This is a genomic window from Pseudarthrobacter xylosi (genome assembly GCF_055412765.1).
Genome location: NZ_JBVAYT010000003.1, coordinates 59,031 through 75,298 on the forward strand (window position 1 = coordinate 59,031; position 16,268 = coordinate 75,298).

Genomic DNA, 16,268 nt, shown 5'->3' on the forward strand with positions numbered 1-16,268 from the left:
GAAGGAGCCAGCCACTCGCCGGCCCCCAAGGTTTTTCACTCACCGTTGTCACATCAGAATGCAAAGGCGCACTACATGAAACTTCTGAACTCCACCGCCCGTGCGAGCTCCGCCGTTCTGGCCGGGGCGCTCCTGCTGGGATCGATGACCGCCTGCGGCGGCGGCTCCAGCCAGGCGAACGCCAAAGCGGACACCAGCTCCCTGACCCTCGCCATCGACAGCGACTCGGCATCGTTCGGCTTTGACCCGCTGCGCGTTTCGGCTGCACAGCGGCAGTTCTTCGAGGGCCTCTACGAGAGCCTGATGACGCTTCAGCCGGACGGCTCAGCAGGTCCTGGCCTGGCCAAGGAGTTCAGCTACAACGCCGACAACACCGTCCTGACGCTGATACTCAAGGACGGCGTGACGTTCACGGACGGGTCAAAGCTCGACGCCGAACTGGTCAAGGCAAACCTCGACCGCCGGTCCGATCCCGCCCTGAGCGCCTACTCCGCCGTAGCCAAGGGCGGCGCCCAGGAAATCGCTTCGGTTGACGTGGTCAGCCCCACGCAGGTGGCTTTGAGCTTCACCAAGCCCCAGCCCGGCTTCGAGAAGAACCTGGCCTCCACCACCGGCATGATTGTTGGCAAGAACGGCGTCATGGACACCGCAAGCCTCGCCGCAACCCCTGACGGATCCGGCCCCTACACCCTGGACCCGGCCACAGTGAAGGGCAACAAGTACGTCCTGGTGAAGAACACTAAGAGCCCGGAGGCCTCGAAATATGCCTTCGATAAGGTTATCTTCAGTGTTGTCCTTGACCCGCAGGCCCGGGCCAACGCCCTGGTATCCGGCCAGGCCGACGTGTCCATGCTGACTTCGAACACCGTAGACTTCGCCAAGTCCAAGGGCGTGGGTGTGTCCCAGATCGGCGGCACCGTCAACACCATGATCTCCTTCGACAAGATTGGCAAGACCGCCCCCGCTTTCGCTGAGGAGAAGGTCCGCCAGGCAATCCAGTACGCCATCAACCGGCAGGCCCTTGTGGACGCCCTCCATAAGGGCGACATCCCCGCCTGGAACGCCCTCCCCAAGGATTCCGCAGGCTTCAGCAAGGACGTTGAAACCACGTTCGCTTACAATCCGGAAAAGGCTAAGAGCCTCCTGGCCGAAGCCGGCTACCCGAACGGCTTCGAGTTCACCATCATCGCCAACGCCCAGACCCAAACGGACCTGCAGGCAGTCCAGAAGGACCTTGCCGCCGTTGGGATCACCATGAACGTGAAGATGGCTTCCTCCACTGACGAAGCCTTCGCCGCTGTCGCCACCACGCCCCTGGGCTACGCCCCGCTGAACTGGGACAACCCTGTGGGTGTGATGTACGGAGCTATCTTGAGCGGCTTCACCAACGTGCAGAAAGCCACCGATGAGCAGCTGAGCGCAGCCACCGGCGAGCTGGCTGCGGCCAAGGATGACGCCGCCATCAAGGCTGCGGCCACCAAGCTGAACACCCGGCTGGTGGAATCCGGCTGGATGATTCCGCTGTACGAGGCGCTCAACAACCAGGGCTACAACACCAAGAAGGTGGCCCAGGTGGAGTTCGCCGGAACCAACGCCTACCCGCTCCTCTCGTCCTACAAGCCGGCCAGCTAATACCCCCGAGCATTCCGGGCGGCCGCCCCTTGCTGGACGGCCGCCCGGAAAGGCTCTGACCGATGGAGGTCACCATGGCACTATTTATCACCAAACGCCTGCTGATGGCGCTGGCCACCGTGCTGGTGGTTGCGGTGCTGGCATTCCTGCTGGTGCACGCAATGCCCGGCAGCCCGGGAGCCGTGTCACTCGGCGCCGGCGCCTCCCAGGAAGCGATCGAAGAGGTCAACCGACGGCTCGGCTGGTCCGATCCACTCGTAGCCCAATTCCTCAACTGGCTCGGCGCCGCAGTCCGGGGTGACCTCGGAATCTCACTCATTGACGGGCGCTCCGTCAGTGCCGACCTAGCCAGCAGGCTCCCGGTCACCGCGTCGCTTGCTGCCGGCGCCACCCTGCTCAGCGGTGTCCTCGGCATCGCGCTGGGTGTCACCGCGGCTGTGCGGGGCGGCATGGTTGACCGCATCATCGGCGGCGTTTGCGGCATGGCCGTAGCCCTGCCGGCCTTCTGGATTGGCATCATTTTCGTTTACCTCCTGGCTGTCCAGTCATCCGTCTTCCCGGCCACCGGCTATGTCCCGTTCGAGGACTCACCGCAGGACTGGGCGCTGTCTTTGGCCCTGCCGGTGATCACGCTGGCCGTGGGCGGCGGGGCGTTCATTGCCCGCCAGACCAGGGCAACCATGCTCGAGGCTCTGCAGCAGGAACACATCCGCACCCTCCGGGCCACCGCCACCCCTACGTGGAAGATCCTGTACGTCCACGCCCTGCGCTACGCCAGCCTCCCTATTGTGGCCGCCATCGCGCTGCAGTTCATCCAGCTTTTCGGCGGCTCCGTCATCGCCGAGCAGCTGTTCGCCATGCCGGGCCTGGGCCAGGCCGTCCAGAACTCCGTCAGCACCCATGACGCCCCGTCCGTGCAGGGCGTGGTGGTGATCGCCACCGTTGTGGTGGTTGCCGTGAACCTGGTGCTGGAACTGGCCACCAAGTTCCTCGACCCGAAGTTGCGTGCCTCATGATCCCCAACATTGCCCCCGCACCTGCGGATGAAACGACGACGGCGGCTGCCGTCCTTCCCAAGGCCCCTCGCCGGAGTGCGGCCAGGAAATTCTCCGGCAGCAAGCTCTTCGGCTCACCGGCGAGCATCGCCGGGGTCATCTGGCTGGCCGCCCTGGTGGCCGCCTCCCTGACCGCGCCGCTCTGGCTGCCGTTCAAAACCGAGGACCAGGACTTCAACGCGGTCCTCTCCGGACCCACCGCCGCCCACTGGCTCGGCACCGACGAACTAGGCCGGGACCTCCTGAGCCGCATCTTCGCATCCGCAGCCGGCACGCTGGGGACGTCCATGATCACGGTGATTGTCGCCGTCGGCCTCGGAACCCTCCTGGCGATGATGGCAGCAGCCGCAGGTGAACGCGTGGAGAACGTCATCAGCCGCATCACCGAAATCATGATGTCGCTGCCCGGCACGGTGATCATCCTGGCCGTCATCGGCGCCGTGGGAATCAATATCCCGCTGATCATGGGAATCCTGGGCGTGCTGATCTCGGCGGGAATCTACCGGGTCATGCTGGGCCAGGCCAAGTCGCTGCAGTCCCAGCTCTATGTGGACGCTGCCAAGGTGGACGGCGTGAGCATGGCCGGCATCAGCCTCCGCCACGTGCTGCCCGGGCTGACCAACACCATCGTGGTCCAGGCGGCCCTGATCTTCGCCGTCGGCATGCTTATCCAGGCCGGCCTGGCATTCATCGGCTTCGGTCCGCCCATCCCGGAACCGAGCTGGGGTGGCATGATCCAGGGCGCCTCGCAGCACGTCTACGACGCCCCCTGGCTCATGGTTCCCACGGGCGCCGTGCTGGCACTGACCGTCCTTGCCGCCAATGCGATCGGTAACGCCCTCGGCAAGGCGCCCAACGCCACCGCCTCGCATTTGCCCTCCGCCGCCGCCCGGCGCCGACGGACCATGTCCGTAAAAGCAGCCGTCGCCGCGACCGCCGCGGCTGCGCCGGCTCCGAAAGACTCAGCGAAGGACACGCTCAGCGTTCGCAACCTCTCTGTAGGCGTGGACAACGGAGTCCGCCTGGTCACGGACGTCTCCTTCGACGTCGAGCCCGGCACGGTCCTGGGCCTGGTGGGCGAGTCCGGCTGTGGCAAGACCATGACGGCACTGTCCCTGCTCGGGCTGCTGCCCTCAGGAGTGTCCGTGACCGGCGGACAGATCCTCTGGAACGGCAAGGACGTTGCTGCGGCAACGGACAAAGACATGGAAGGGATCCGCGGACGCGGGATTGCCCTCATCTCCCAGGAGCCAATGCGCGCCCTGGACCCCATGTTCACGGTGGGCTACCAGCTCACCGCCGCCATCCGCCGGCTCCGCAGGGCTGGCAAGGCCGAAGCCAAGGCCGAAGCCCTGAGCCTGCTGGAAAAGGTGGGCATCGTGGACGCCGCGCGCATCCTCAAGACTTACCCGCACCAGATCAGCGGCGGCATGGCCCAGCGTGTGGCCATCGCGTTGGCGCTCTCCGGCCGCCCCCGCCTGCTGGTTGCCGACGAACCCACCACCGCACTGGACGTCACCGTGCAGGCCGAGATCCTCTCGCTGCTGCGCACCCTGGTGAAGGACACCGGAATGTCCGTGGTGATGGTCACGCACGATCTTGGCGTGGTGGCCGACCTTTGCGACCAGGTGGCCGTGATGTACGCGGGCCAGGTTGTGGAGAACGGCAGGACGGACAGCATCCTGGAGAAGCCGGGTCACCCGTATACCCTTGCCCTGCTTGCCGCGGATCCGCACGCCAACCACGCCGCGGACATGCCGGAACGGTTGGCCACCATCAACGGCCAGGTCCCGCAGCCCAAGGACTGGCCCAGCTCGTGTCGGTTTGCCGCACGCTGCCAGTTCGCCGGCTCCGCCTGCATGGTCCCCATCCCGCTGCTGTCCTCCGGAACGGGCGACAGCCTTGTGCGCTGCGTCAAAGCGGACGAATTGGCCGTTGAAGGCCTGGACTGGGTGGCGACGGACGTCCCCGGCCATCACCTATTGACCCTGTCCGAAACCAGGGCTGTTGAAAAGGATCACGCATGAGCACCGCAACCTCGGTCCGCCCCGAATCATCGCGGTCCGCTGCCGCCCAGCCCCTGCTGGAGGTCAAGGACCTGGTGGTCCGCTACGGACGTGGCCGCAAGGCAGCCGCCGCTCCCGCCGCCGTTGACGGTGTCAGCTTCAGCATCGGGCCAGGGGAAACCGTGGGCCTGGTGGGGGAGTCCGGCTCCGGCAAGTCGACCATCGGCAAGGCTATCCTCGGCCTGCAGAAAGTCTCCGGCGGGTCCATCACGTACCAGGGCAAGGACATCACCTCCGCCGGCGCCTCCCAGCGCCGGGCTTTGGGCGGGGAACTGCGGGCCGTGTTCCAGGACCCCAACTCCTCGCTGAACCCGCGGAACACCGTAGGTTCCTCGCTTGCTGAACCGCTCCGGCTCCGCGGCGTGAACGCGGCCGAGGCCCGGCAGCGCGCGGAGGAGATGCTGGAACGGGTGGGCCTGCCCCGCGAGGCAGTTGACCGGTACCCGAGCCAGTTCTCCGGCGGCCAGCGCCAGCGCATCTCCGTGGCCCGCGCCCTCATCTGCGACCCCAACCTGGTGGTCTGCGACGAAGCCGTGAGCGCATTGGACCTCTCCACCCAGGCCCAGGTGCTGAACCTCCTGGCGGACCTACGCGACGAGCGCGGCCTGAGCTACCTGTTCATCGCCCACGACATCGCCGTGGTCCAGTTCCTGGCCCAGCGCGTGGTGGTCCTTTACCGCGGCCAGGTGATGGAAAACGGACCTGCCGCCGCCGTGACCGAGAACCCCAAGCACCCGTTCACGCAGGCCCTCGTGGCGGCGTCCCCGGTGCCCCGTCCCGCCGAGCAGGCCGCGCGGCGGCAGGCCCGCGAGTCCCTGGGCGTCCGGACTGGAGCGGCCGCCACCCCCGGTCCCGGAGGGTGCCCCTTCAGACTCCGTTGCCCCATGGCCACAGACCTCTGCCGCGACGAACGCCCCGCGCTCCGCCTGGTGGGGGCGGCCGAGGTTGCCTGCCACTACGCTTCCTGACCCGCCTTCCCCCACCCCTGACCTTTCCTCCGTCATGCACTGACGGCCACCAGAACGGAACACCACCACATGCCGCTGGCACCCTGGCAAGCAACAATGATCACCCCCGATGAAGACTTCGACGGCGCCCCGCTGCTGCGCAAGGAATTTCAGCTTGTGGAGGGGCACGGCGCCGTGGCCAAAGCTACGTTGCGTGCCACCGCCTTGGGCATCTACGAAGCGCTGATCAACGGGGTTCCCGTGGGTGAGGACGTGCTGAGCCCCGGTTGGAGCGCGTACGAGTGGCGTCTCCGCTACCGCAGCTACGACGTGACCGGGCTGGTCCAGCCGGACACCGTTATCGGGGTGTCCCTGGGGAACGGCTGGTACCGCGGGCGGCTCGCCTGGCACGGCATGTCCAACCTCTACGGCACCGAGCTGGGCTTCTTCGGGCAGTTGGACGTCGAGTTCGCGGACGGTTACGTCCAGTCCATCGGGTCGGACACCACCTGGCAGTCCGGCCCGTCGGCCACCACCTTCAACGATCTCTATGACGGGCAGACCATCGACGCCCGCCGGGCCCAGCCCGGCTGGGCGAGGCCTGACTTCGCCGCCGGCACGGCTGTTGGCGGCACGGCTGTTGGCGGCAACTGGACCGGGGTGCGCGAACTGGAGTTCGACGCCGGACGGCTGGCCGAGCCTGTAGGCCCGCCGGTGGTGCGGACGGACGTTCTCAAGCCCGTGGAAATCCTCGAGTCGCCCACCGGCAAGGCGCTGGTGGATTTTGGCCAGAACCTGGTGGGCTGGCTCCGGTTCAAAGTGAAAGGCGAGGCAGGGGAGACCATCACCGTCCGCCACGCGGAAGTCCTTGAGGACGGCGAGCTGGGCGTCCGCCCCCTGCGCTCCGCCAAGGCCACGGACACGTTCATCCTTTCCGGCGGCGAGGACTTCTTCGAGCCCTCCCAGACCTTCCACGGTTTCCGCTATGCAGAGGTTTCCGGCTGGCCGGGCGCGCTCACCGAGGACTCGCTGGAGGCCGTGGTGGTCCACTCAGAGCTGGAGCGCACCGGCACCTTCGAGTGCTCCAACGAGCTCGTCAACCAGCTGCACCGCAACATTGTGTGGGGGCTCCGGGGCAACTTCCTGGACCTGCCCACCGACTGCCCGCAGCGTGATGAGCGGCTCGGCTGGACCGGGGACATCGCGGTCTTCGCGCCCACCGCGGCGTTCCTCTACGACGTCAAAGGCTTCCTCCAGGACTGGCTTCTGGACCTGGCGGCTGAGCAGAAGGCGGCCGACGGCCTGGTGCCCATCACCGTCCCCGACGCTTTGAAATACTGCCCTCAACCGCCGGAATTCCCGGCGCCGGAATCGTCAGCGCTGTGGAGCGAAGCCTCGGTCTGGGTGCCGTGGGCGCTGTGGGAGGCCTACGGCGATGTCTCTGTCCTGAAGAACCAGTATGAATCGATGACCGCGCACACCCGCCGGGTGGAGGGGCTGCTGTCTTCCACCGGGCTGTGGGACCAGGGCTTCCAGTTCGGTGACTGGCTGGACCCGGACGCAGATCCGGACAAGCCGTGGGATGCGAAGGCGGACACCGGCGTCGTGGCCACCACGTGCCTGTTCCGCACGGCCACCATTACGGCGAAGACGGCGCGGCTGCTGGGCCACCAGGCGGACGCCGAGTACTTCGAGCGGTTGGCGGCCCGGGTCCAGGCTTCGTTCTTGGAGCATTACGTGGCTGCCGACGGCACCATCAACAGCGACTGCACCACGGTCTACGCTCTCGCAATTGCCTTCGGCATCCTGCCCAGCGCCGAGCATATGGACTTCGCCGGGGAGCGCCTTGCCCAGCTGGTCCGGAAAAACAACTACCGTGTGTCCACCGGGTTTGCCGGGACCCCGTTCATCACCCACGCCCTCGCTGACACCGGCCACAGCGAGGAGGCCTACCGCCTGCTCCTGGAGGAGGGCTGCCCGTCATGGCTCTACCCGGTGACCATGGGCGCCACCACGGTCTGGGAACGCTGGGACTCCATGCTGCCGGACGGCACCATCAACAAGGGCGAGATGACCAGCTTCAACCACTACGCGCTGGGCGCCGTGGCCGACTGGCTGCACAAGGGGATCGGCGGCATCAGCCCGCTGGCCCCGGGTTACAGTAAGGTCCGGATCGCACCGGTGCCAGGTGTTGGCATTGATTGGGCCAAGACGTCACTGAAGACCCCGCACGGAACCGTCCGGGTGGAATGGACGCTCGACGACGACGGCACCCTCCATCTCGAGGCGACCGTGCCTCAGGGAGTGGAGGCCGACGTCGTACTTCCGGGCGGCGAGCGCCACAGCGCTGCCGGCGGCACGCACCGCTTCACCGCGCCAGCCGCGCTGGCCATCCCGTCTGGAGCGTGAGCACTGTGTCTGAAGCTTCTGGAGAGTTGCTGATCGTCGATAACGACTTCGGCGGCGACCCTGACGGCCTCGTTGCCCTGGCCCACATCCTTTTGCGGGCCGGGCCGGATGCAGCCGTGCTAGTCACCACATCGCCACTGGATCCGGGATTGGCCTCAGCAGCCGGCGTGGACCCAACAACCACAGCCACGCGGGGGCGGGAGCTCGCCGAGCGCCTCGTCGAGCTTCTGGAGCGACACGATGTGCGGGTCATTGCCGGAGCGGAGTCCACCGGGATCACGGAGGAGCAGGTCAGCGCAGCTGCACGAGCGATCGTGGACACCTCGGCCCGGTTCGAGCGGTCCATTGTTCTCTGTGGAGGACCGCTGACCAACGTTGCTGCCGCGCTTCGGCTGGAACCAGCGCTGGCCGAAAGGGCAGTACTGGTGTGGGTGGGCGGCACGCTGGATGAAGCCGGGAGCGGCGAATATAACTCTGATACTGACCTTGAGGCGGCAGCGCAAGCCCTGGCGTCGGGAATGCCAGTTGTCCGGGTTCCCTTAGAGGAGTACACACAGATGACCTTCGCGGTGGATGCCGTGAGGAACGATCTCGCTAACGCCTCGTCGACAGGTTCCTGGCTCGCTGGGCGACTGCTCGACGTTCCGCCCTTCGTGCAGCTGGGCAGAACGCTGACCCTGGGTGACAGTGTCCTCGTGCCGTTTGTTGGGGGCCTCGACACCCTCACGATTAAGCCTTCCCCAGGAACCGTGGTCCACAACCAAATCGACAGTACCGAGTTGGCGGAGGACCTCATCCGTCAGCTCGAGGGCGCGTCGGCACTGCAACTGATTGAGAGACACCGCAACCGATGAAGTCCAACCCCATCCTCCCAGGGTTCAATCCGGATCCGAGCATAGTCAGCACGCCAAAGGGCTACTACATTGCCACCTCGTCGTTCGAATACCTTCCGGCGCTCCCCATCTACCACAGCAGCGACCTGGAAAGCTGGCAGCTTGTTGGCCACGTAGCGACGCGCGAACAACAGGTCCAACTGGCCGACGTACCGACACCCGGGGGTGTCTGGGCGCCGACCCTCAGATTCCGGAACGGGGTCTTCTACCTGATCGTCTCGGTCTTCCTTGGCGGCCGGGGGTGTGTCCTGTTCACTGCAAGCGACCCCGCCGGGCCCTGGAGCGACGGGACCGTCATCGAGGCCGTGGACGGCATCGACCCCGATCTTGCCTGGGACGACGAGGGCATCGCGTACGTGACATTTGCCCGGCACCCCGACGCGATCCAGCAGGTGCGGGTGGAGCTCACCACCGGAGAAGCACTCGAAAAGCCACGTCCTTTATGGTCCGGCAGCGGGCTCTACTCCCCTGAAGGGCCGCACCTGTACCGGCGTGGCGACTGGTGGTACCTGATAGCGGCAGAAGGCGGAACCGACCGTGGCCATGCGGTGACCGTCGCCCGCTCCCTCCGGCCCGAAGGACCCTTTGACTCCGCGCCGCACAACCCCATCCTCACCGCGGCGGGGACAGGCGCCCTGGTCCAGAACACCGGACACGCAGACCTGTTCGAACTTCCCGACGGCGGCACAGGCATGGCCCTGCTTGGCGTGCGTCCAGTGGGCCTCACCCAGGCCTTCTCACCCCTGGGCCGGGAGACGTTCCTGACCACGGTGGACTGGGTTGACGGCTGGCCCCATCCCCGGACGCCACAGCTTTCCGGCACGCATTCGGAAAAGGTGGAGTACGACTTCACCAGTGGCGCAGGCTTGGAGGACCCTGCGTGGATCGCTGTGCGCAGGATGCCTTCGGAATTCGCAGCACGCACGCCTGACGGCCTTGTTCTCAAGGGCGAAGGGAACAGCCTGGATTCAGCCCGGCCCAGCTTCCTCGCCCAGCGGCAGCGCCACCTCGGGGTCGACTTCCGGGCGGTGCTCGACGTCAGCTCCGGCACGGGCGGAGTCGCCGTGCGCAACGCCGAGGACAACTGGTTCGGCATCGAAGCCAAACAGGACGGAGACACCATCAGGATCACCGCCCGAGCCGTAGTGGCCAGTTTTGAACACACGTGGGAGGCAGTAGTTTCCCGCGGCGACATTGAGCTGGCGATCCTGACAACCCATCCGTCACGGGACTTCAGCGCCGGCGCCGTCGGCGGCGACAGAATCCGTCTCCTTGTCAGTGCGGCAGGGGCCGAGGATAGTGAGGACGCGGTGCTTCTGGCCGAACTCGACGGAAGGCACTGGGCATTCGAAACCGCAAAGGCATTCACCGGCCGGGCCCTCGGCGTCTACGCCGTGGACGGTGAGGTCCTGGTACGGCGTCTGCGGTACAGCGGTGTGGGCTGAGGCCCTTACCCTTCCGAATGTGTCCGGACGTCCGAGCTGACTTCGGCCAGGTGGCCCAGGTTCCTCGAGACTGCGCGAGCCGTGGCGCGGACCGCCGGTGCCAGCACATTGGCCGGCGTGGAGCCGTCCGGCACCACGATGGACAGCGCTGCCACCACGGCACCCTGCGCGTCAAAGATCGGCGACGCCACGGACACCGTCCGCGAGGGGGCTGAGCGGCGGATCATCGCGATTCCGGTGCGCCGCACGTCGGACAGCGTGCGGCGCAGCTGTCCTTCCGGCATGTGGTCCACGCCGGGCTCGTTTTCCGGCGGTTTCCGGAGCGTGGCCTCCTGGAAATGCTGGTCCGCGCCGGCCAGCAGCACCAGACCGACGGCGGTTGACCGCAGTGGAGCGCGCCCGCCCACGCGGTAGGCCACTTCGGTGGCGTCTTTCGAGGAAAGCCGCTCGATCAGCACCGCCTCCTCGTTGTCCCGGACGGCAAGCAGCACGTGGTGCCGGGTCACCTCGAAGAGGTCCTCCAGGTACGGCAGCGCGATCTCCCGCACCCCATGGCCCCGCGGCGACAGGGACGCGACCTCCCATAAGCGGACCCCCACGACGTACCGGCCGTCGTCGAGGCGTTCCAGGGCGCCCCACGCAACCAGCCGCGCGATCAGGCGCAGCGCCGTGGGCGCCGGCATCCCGGCGTGGCGGGCCAGTTCCGACAGTGTCAGCGCCCGACGGCGGTCGGAAAAGACCGCGAGCAGGCTCAGTGCCCGGTCAATCACCGGTTCGCCCTGTTTGGGCCGCTTCCCGCGGGTGGGGGTGGAGCCGGTGTCCGCTTGGACAGTCATGGCCTGTGATCCTTTGCGCCGTTCCTTTCGGACCGCAGTCCGTGAGCTACAGCACAATACCATTCCAACCAATGAAAGAAGCCTGTGTGGGAGTGCCGGCCGGAAACGAAGCTGGAACCCCAAGGCACCCCACGTTCAGGAGCTTCCTGCATGACCTCCACCAGTCTCGACGCCGGCGTTGAGGAAACCCTCCTGAGCCCCACCGCGCCCGCCCGGCTTCGCGTGGAGCACCTCCGCGAGGCCATGGGCATCACAAATACCGGGCCGCGGCTCAGCTGGACCTTGCCTCAAGGAACGGGGCCGGCCCAAACAACAGTGCAGGCCGCTTACCGCATCACGGCGAGCAATGGCTGGGACACCGGCCGGGTGGAGTCCGCCCAGCACGCTCTGGTCCCATACTCGGGCCCGGCGCTGCAGTCCCGCAGCCGGTTCGACTGGCGGGTGCGGACCTGGAACGCCAACGCCGACGGCACGGAGACTCAAAGCGCCTGGTCTGAGGCGATGCCCGTGGAGCTCGGACTCCTGCACCGCTCGGACTGGACGGCGCAATGGATCGGCCCGGACGAGCCGGAAGCCCCGGCCCCCGGCGAACGACCCGGCTACGCCCTGCACAAGACCTTCGCCCTGGACGCCGTCCCGGAGACCGCCCGCGCCTACGCTACCGCGCACGGCATCTACGAGCTCTTTCTCAACGGACGGCGCGTAGGCGACCAGCAACTCACGCCCGGCTCCACCAGCTACAACACCACCCTCCAGGTCCAGACCTACGACATCACCGCGTTGCTGGACCCTGGCACCAACACGGTCACAGCGGTCCTCACGGACGGCTGGTACCGCGGAAGCTTCGGATACCCGCGCGACGCCGACATGTACGGCACGCACACAGCCCTCCTTGCGCAGCTGGAGATCCAGTCCGGGAACAGAAGGACGGCCATCGGCACCGATGCGTCCTGGCTGGTGACCCGAACGGAGATCCTCGGCGCCGACCTGATGGCCGGGCAGCGGGTGGACTTCCGGCGGCTTAACAGGGACGCGCTCACGGGAAAGCAGGCAGCCACGGGGAGTCCCGCCGTCGTGCGTCACGGCAGCTACGGAACATTGACCGCTACGGTGGCGCCGCCCACCCGCATTGTGGAGGAACTCGCGCCGGTATCCGTCAGCCGGCTGGCCACCGGCCACCAGGTGGTGGACTTCGGCCAGAACATCCACGGCTGGGTGCGCCTCACGAGGTTGGGCGCGCCGGGGGAACAGGTCACCCTCGTCTACGGCGAGGCGCTGGACGCCGACGGCGACGTGACCCAGGACCACCTCCGCCCGCACGACTTCCGCCGCCCGGGCCATTTCCTGTCCGCGGGGCAGGTCGACGAGGTGACGGCGTCGGGAGCTTTGGGGGAGGTGTTCGAGCCGCGGCACACCACGCATGGCTTCCAGTACGCCTCCGTTCAGGGCCTCGCCGTGGACCTTTCGGTGGAAGACATTACCGCCTGCCTAGTGCAAACCGATGTGGAGCCCCTGGGCACCTTCACCTGCAGCGATGAGCGCCTGAACAAGCTCCACGAAATTGTGGTCTGGAGCTTCCGGGACAACGCCTGCGAAGTCCCCACCGACTGCCCGCAGCGGGAAAAGGCCGGCTGGACGGGGGACTGGCAGCTGTTTGTGCCTACTGCTGCGTACCTCTACGACGTAACCGGCTTTTCGCGGAAATGGCTCAACGACGTCCGCGCGGACCAGTGGGAGAACGGGGTCGTCGCCAACATCTCGCCGTCGCCCGGCCCTGAAACCACCTCGGCAGACTTTATGGCCTTCGTCAACGGGTCCGCGGGCTGGGGTGACGCGATCGTGATGGTGCCGTGGGAGCTGTATCTGGCGACTGGCGATGCCAAAATCCTCGCGGAGAACTGGGAAGCGATGACGCGCTGGCTGGACTTCGTCCGGACCACCGCCGAAGCCAACCGGCATCCGGAGCGCGCAGCTGCCAGTCCCACACCCGCCCCGCACGAACAGTACCTCTGGGACACCGGCTTCCACTGGGGCGAATGGATGGAACCGGACGGGCCGGAACCGGACCTCTTCGCGGCGCGCACCGCCGACCACGGCATTGTGGCCACCGCCTATTACCGGAAGACCACCGCCCTGATGGCTAGGATTGCGGGCATCCTCGGCCACGCCAAGGAAGCTGCCGCGCTCACCGAACTCTCCGAGGACGTCCGGAATGCCTGGGAACTGGAATACCTGGACAACGCCGGGCAGGTCACGCAACCAAGCCAGGCGAACTGCGTCCGCGCACTGGCGTTTGATCTCGTCAGCCTTGAGCAGCGCACCGCTGTCACGGCCCAGCTGGTCTCGCTCATCCGGGCCGCCGGCACGCACGTGGGGACCGGCTTCCTGGCCACGCCCTATCTGTTGCCCGTCCTCGCGGCCAACGGCGAACTGGACCTGGCGTACGAACTCCTCATGCAGGACTCGGAACCGTCGTGGCTGGCGATGGTGGACCGCGGGGCCACCACCATGTGGGAGCTATGGAACGGCCTCGACGCCGACGGCACCCCGCACCAGTCCCTGAACCACTACAGCAAGGGTGCTGTGGTGTCCTTCCTCCACCGCTACACGGCGGGCCTGCGTCAGGCTCCGGGCAGCGCGGGCTACGAGCGGATCATCATCGAGCCGCACCCCGGGGCCGCGCTGACTTCTGCCGCCACGTGGCATCGCGGCCCGCATGGCCTCATTGCGGTGCAGTGGACAACGGACGACGGCGGGCTGCGGCTCAGTGCGACCGTACCGCCGGGGACAACCGCCGAAGTCCGCCTCCCCGGCGGACCTGCCGCCGTCGTCGGACCCGGAACTTATCACTTCACTGCCGCGACCAGCTGCGGAACCACCGAAAACCCAGAGCTCGTAAGGAGCACGCCATGAGTCTCAGCCAGGCCACCGACGTCCACGAAACCGAGCGGCCCGACACTGCCCGGCCGGGCGGCCTGAAGGTTCCGCCGTTCCCGGTCTTTGACGCGCCGGGCGTTCCCGAGCACGTCTCGGACGTCTCCGCAGTGCACAGGGAAGTCACCTACGCCCGCGCCATCGGCTTCCGGCCGCTCAAGATGGACATCTGGCTTCCCCGCCAGGCTGCCGAATCTGTGCCGCTGGTGGTGTGGGTCCACGGCGGCGCCTTCCAGCTCGGCGACCGCCGCGAGCTGCCGCCCACTTTCGCCCCGGATTCGGTGTTCCGCCTGCTCAACGAAGCGGGGATCGCCTGCGCCACAGTCGATTACCGGCATTCCCTGGAGGCGCCGTTCCCGGCGCAGCTGCATGACGCGAAGGCTGCTGTCCGCTACCTGCGGGAATTCGCAGCGGACCTGGGCGTCGATCCGGACCGGTTCGGGGCGTGGGGCGAATCCGCGGGCGGCCAGCTGGTGGCGATGCTGGGACTGACTGGAAACCGGGAAGACCTGCACGGCGGCCTCGGTGCGCAGGGGCACTCCAGCAGCATCAGCGCCGTCGTGGATTTCTACGGAACGTCCTCACTCGCCCAAATCCCGGCCAGGGACGAGCTCGCAGGACTGTTCCCGCCCGCAATGACTGCCGCGGTGCCGGCCGGGATGCCGCTTCAGCCCGGACCCATGCTGGTGGGCGGCTCAGCCGATCCAGCACTCCTGGCCGCGGCGAGCCCCGTCAATTACGTGACCCCCGGCGCTCCGCCGTTCCTGCTGATCCACGGCGACAGCGACGGACTGGTGCCGCATGAGCAGACCGACCTCCTTGCCGCCGCGCTGGCGGCCGCCGGGGTAGAGCACGAAGTGGTCACCATCAAGGGCGGCGACCATTGCTTCTTCGGTGCGGAGGACCAGCTGGATGACATCCTTGCGGCCGCCGTCGACTTCTTCCGGCGCGAATTCGGCCGGCCACGCGAAGCCGGCCAGCCGTGAGCCTGGATCCGGAACTGGCTGGCCTCATGGAACATGTGGCCGGCGCGGGCTCTTTCGCCGAGTTGCTCGCCGGTCCAGCCGGACCGGCGCGGCTCGAGGCCTTCAGCGGCGGCCGGCTGGCGTACTCGCCCCCGGACGTCCCCGTCCGCACGGTCAATGCCCCCGGTCCCAACGGCCCGGTGCCTGTGCGGATCTACGGTTCCGGCAACACGCTAGCGCCTGATGCGTCCGATGGCGGTGTACCCGGACTCGTCTGGCTGCATGGCGGCGGATTTGGCGGCGGCGACCTGGACATGCGCGAAGCCGACCAAGTGGCACGCGAACTGGTGGGGCGGACCGGCGGTGTTGTCTTCTCCGTGGACTATCGCCTGGCTCGGGAGGGAGTGCACTTCCCCGTGCCGCATGAAGATACTCTCGCGGCCTGGCTCTGGACTGCCGTGAATGCCCGGGAGTTTGGTGTGGTTCCGGCGAGGCTGTGCATCGGTGGCGCGAGCGCCGGCGCGAACCTTGCGGTGGGGGCGGCCATGTATCTGAACGACATCGGCGAACCGCTTCCTGCCAAGATGCTCCTGGCCTATCCCTTCCTGCACGCGGCGCTGCCTCCGGTGGAGGACGCCTCCGGCGTCCTGTCGGCGCTTCCCCGGATCCTGCGTTTTACTGCCGACGACTGCCGCGGCATGTTGGAGAACTACATCGGCGGCCCTGTGGGGATGGCGTCCTCATACGCCGTACCGGGCAATGCGGACCCGTCCGGGTTGCCGCCCGCCGCCGTGCTGGCCTGCGAATACGATGATCTGCGCACCTCCGCGGAGCTTTACGCGGACAGCCTCCGGCACTCGGGCACTGCAGTGAAATTCCGGCTGGAGGAGGGCGCCACACACGGATACCTCAACCATTCCGCAGCCATGGGCGTAGTCCAACGGGGCTTGTCCTTTCTGGCCGCTGAACTGGCATCGGCGAAGCCATTTCAATGATTGAAATGGAGGGTTCAGGTCAGGGCACCGATCGGACATTCTTGGAGGAACAGGCGGGGACTTCGAGGATCCGGCAGACGCACAGAGGGAG

11 protein-coding genes are annotated in these 16,268 nt (G+C 67.1%); 10 read left to right on the forward strand and 1 reads right to left on the reverse strand.

Annotated elements, in window-relative coordinates; all coding sequences use genetic code 11:
• Positions 1–75 precede the first annotated feature (75 nt).
• The 7 genes from ACZY1F_RS07865 to ACZY1F_RS07895 all read left to right on the forward strand — a co-directional run bounded on the left by ACZY1F_RS07865 (position 76) and on the right by ACZY1F_RS07895 (position 10,447).
• Complete coding sequence (locus ACZY1F_RS07865) at positions 76–1,632, forward strand: ABC transporter substrate-binding protein (RefSeq protein WP_463941205.1); 1,557 nt, start codon at positions 76–78, stop codon at positions 1,630–1,632.
• 62 nt (positions 1,633–1,694) lie between these two features.
• Positions 1,695–2,648, forward strand: a complete 954-nt coding sequence (locus ACZY1F_RS07870) for an ABC transporter permease (protein ID WP_463941206.1) — start codon at positions 1,695–1,697, stop codon at positions 2,646–2,648.
• The gene (locus ACZY1F_RS07875; protein WP_463941207.1) at positions 2,645–4,714 is read left to right on the forward strand and encodes a dipeptide/oligopeptide/nickel ABC transporter permease/ATP-binding protein; all 2,070 of its coding nucleotides are present in this window, start codon (positions 2,645–2,647) and stop codon (positions 4,712–4,714) included. Before ACZY1F_RS07870 ends, ACZY1F_RS07875 begins: the two co-directional genes overlap by 4 nt.
• Complete coding sequence (locus ACZY1F_RS07880; RefSeq protein ID WP_463941208.1) at positions 4,711–5,721, forward strand: oligopeptide/dipeptide ABC transporter ATP-binding protein; 1,011 nt, start codon at positions 4,711–4,713, stop codon at positions 5,719–5,721. Before ACZY1F_RS07875 ends, ACZY1F_RS07880 begins: the two co-directional genes overlap by 4 nt.
• A gap of 69 nt (positions 5,722–5,790) precedes the next feature.
• Positions 5,791–8,109: an alpha-L-rhamnosidase gene (locus tag ACZY1F_RS07885; RefSeq protein ID WP_463941209.1), complete on the forward strand. Its 2,319-nt coding sequence runs from the start codon at positions 5,791–5,793 to the stop codon at positions 8,107–8,109.
• A 5-nt stretch (positions 8,110–8,114) separates the two neighbouring features.
• Entirely contained in the window at positions 8,115–8,963 is an 849-nt protein-coding gene (locus ACZY1F_RS07890; RefSeq protein ID WP_463941210.1) for a nucleoside hydrolase, read from the forward strand.
• Positions 8,960–10,447 carry a glycoside hydrolase family 43 protein gene (locus tag ACZY1F_RS07895; protein ID WP_463941211.1) on the forward strand — a complete coding sequence of 496 codons (1,488 nt, stop codon included), beginning with the start codon at positions 8,960–8,962 and terminating at the stop codon, positions 10,445–10,447. Before ACZY1F_RS07890 ends, ACZY1F_RS07895 begins: the two co-directional genes overlap by 4 nt.
• A gap of 5 nt (positions 10,448–10,452) precedes the next feature.
• On the opposite strand, the gene ACZY1F_RS07900 is transcribed toward ACZY1F_RS07895, so the two are convergent.
• Positions 10,453–11,283 (reverse strand): IclR family transcriptional regulator, encoded by an 831-nt coding sequence (locus ACZY1F_RS07900; protein ID WP_463941212.1) that lies wholly within the window; start codon positions 11,281–11,283, stop codon positions 10,453–10,455.
• A 150-nt stretch (positions 11,284–11,433) separates the two neighbouring features.
• Between ACZY1F_RS07900 and ACZY1F_RS07905 the strand changes: the two genes are divergently transcribed.
• Genes ACZY1F_RS07905 through ACZY1F_RS07915 form a run of 3 tightly spaced genes read left to right on the forward strand, consistent with a single transcriptional unit; the run spans position 11,434 to position 16,177 of the window.
• A complete protein-coding gene (locus ACZY1F_RS07905; protein WP_463941213.1) occupies positions 11,434–14,196 on the forward strand; it encodes an alpha-L-rhamnosidase in 2,763 nt (920 codons plus the stop codon).
• A complete protein-coding gene (locus tag ACZY1F_RS07910; protein WP_463941214.1) occupies positions 14,193–15,203 on the forward strand; it encodes an alpha/beta hydrolase fold domain-containing protein in 1,011 nt (336 codons plus the stop codon). The genes ACZY1F_RS07905 and ACZY1F_RS07910 overlap by 4 nt, the downstream gene beginning before the upstream one ends.
• Positions 15,200–16,177 (forward strand): alpha/beta hydrolase fold domain-containing protein, encoded by a 978-nt coding sequence (locus ACZY1F_RS07915; protein WP_463941215.1) that lies wholly within the window; start codon positions 15,200–15,202, stop codon positions 16,175–16,177. Before ACZY1F_RS07910 ends, ACZY1F_RS07915 begins: the two co-directional genes overlap by 4 nt.
• The last annotated feature ends 91 nt before the right edge of the window (positions 16,178–16,268 follow it).

Bases quoted from the DNA above. Each gene is read 5' to 3' on its own strand.
- ACZY1F_RS07865 (WP_463941205.1), top strand. From the start codon at position 76: ATGAAACTTCTGAACTCCACCGCCCGTGCGAGCTCCGCCGTTCTGGCC.
- ACZY1F_RS07870 (WP_463941206.1), top strand. From the start codon at position 1,695: ATGGAGGTCACCATGGCACTATTTATCACCAAACGCCTGCTGATGGCG.
- ACZY1F_RS07875 (WP_463941207.1), top strand. From the start codon at position 2,645: ATGATCCCCAACATTGCCCCCGCACCTGCGGATGAAACGACGACGGCG.
- ACZY1F_RS07880 (WP_463941208.1), top strand. From the start codon at position 4,711: ATGAGCACCGCAACCTCGGTCCGCCCCGAATCATCGCGGTCCGCTGCC.
- ACZY1F_RS07885 (WP_463941209.1), top strand. From the start codon at position 5,791: ATGCCGCTGGCACCCTGGCAAGCAACAATGATCACCCCCGATGAAGAC.
- ACZY1F_RS07895 (WP_463941211.1), top strand. From the start codon at position 8,960: ATGAAGTCCAACCCCATCCTCCCAGGGTTCAATCCGGATCCGAGCATA.
- ACZY1F_RS07900 (WP_463941212.1), bottom strand. From the start codon at position 11,283: ATGACTGTCCAAGCGGACACCGGCTCCACCCCCACCCGCGGGAAGCGG.
- ACZY1F_RS07905 (WP_463941213.1), top strand. From the start codon at position 11,434: ATGACCTCCACCAGTCTCGACGCCGGCGTTGAGGAAACCCTCCTGAGC.
- ACZY1F_RS07910 (WP_463941214.1), top strand. From the start codon at position 14,193: ATGAGTCTCAGCCAGGCCACCGACGTCCACGAAACCGAGCGGCCCGAC.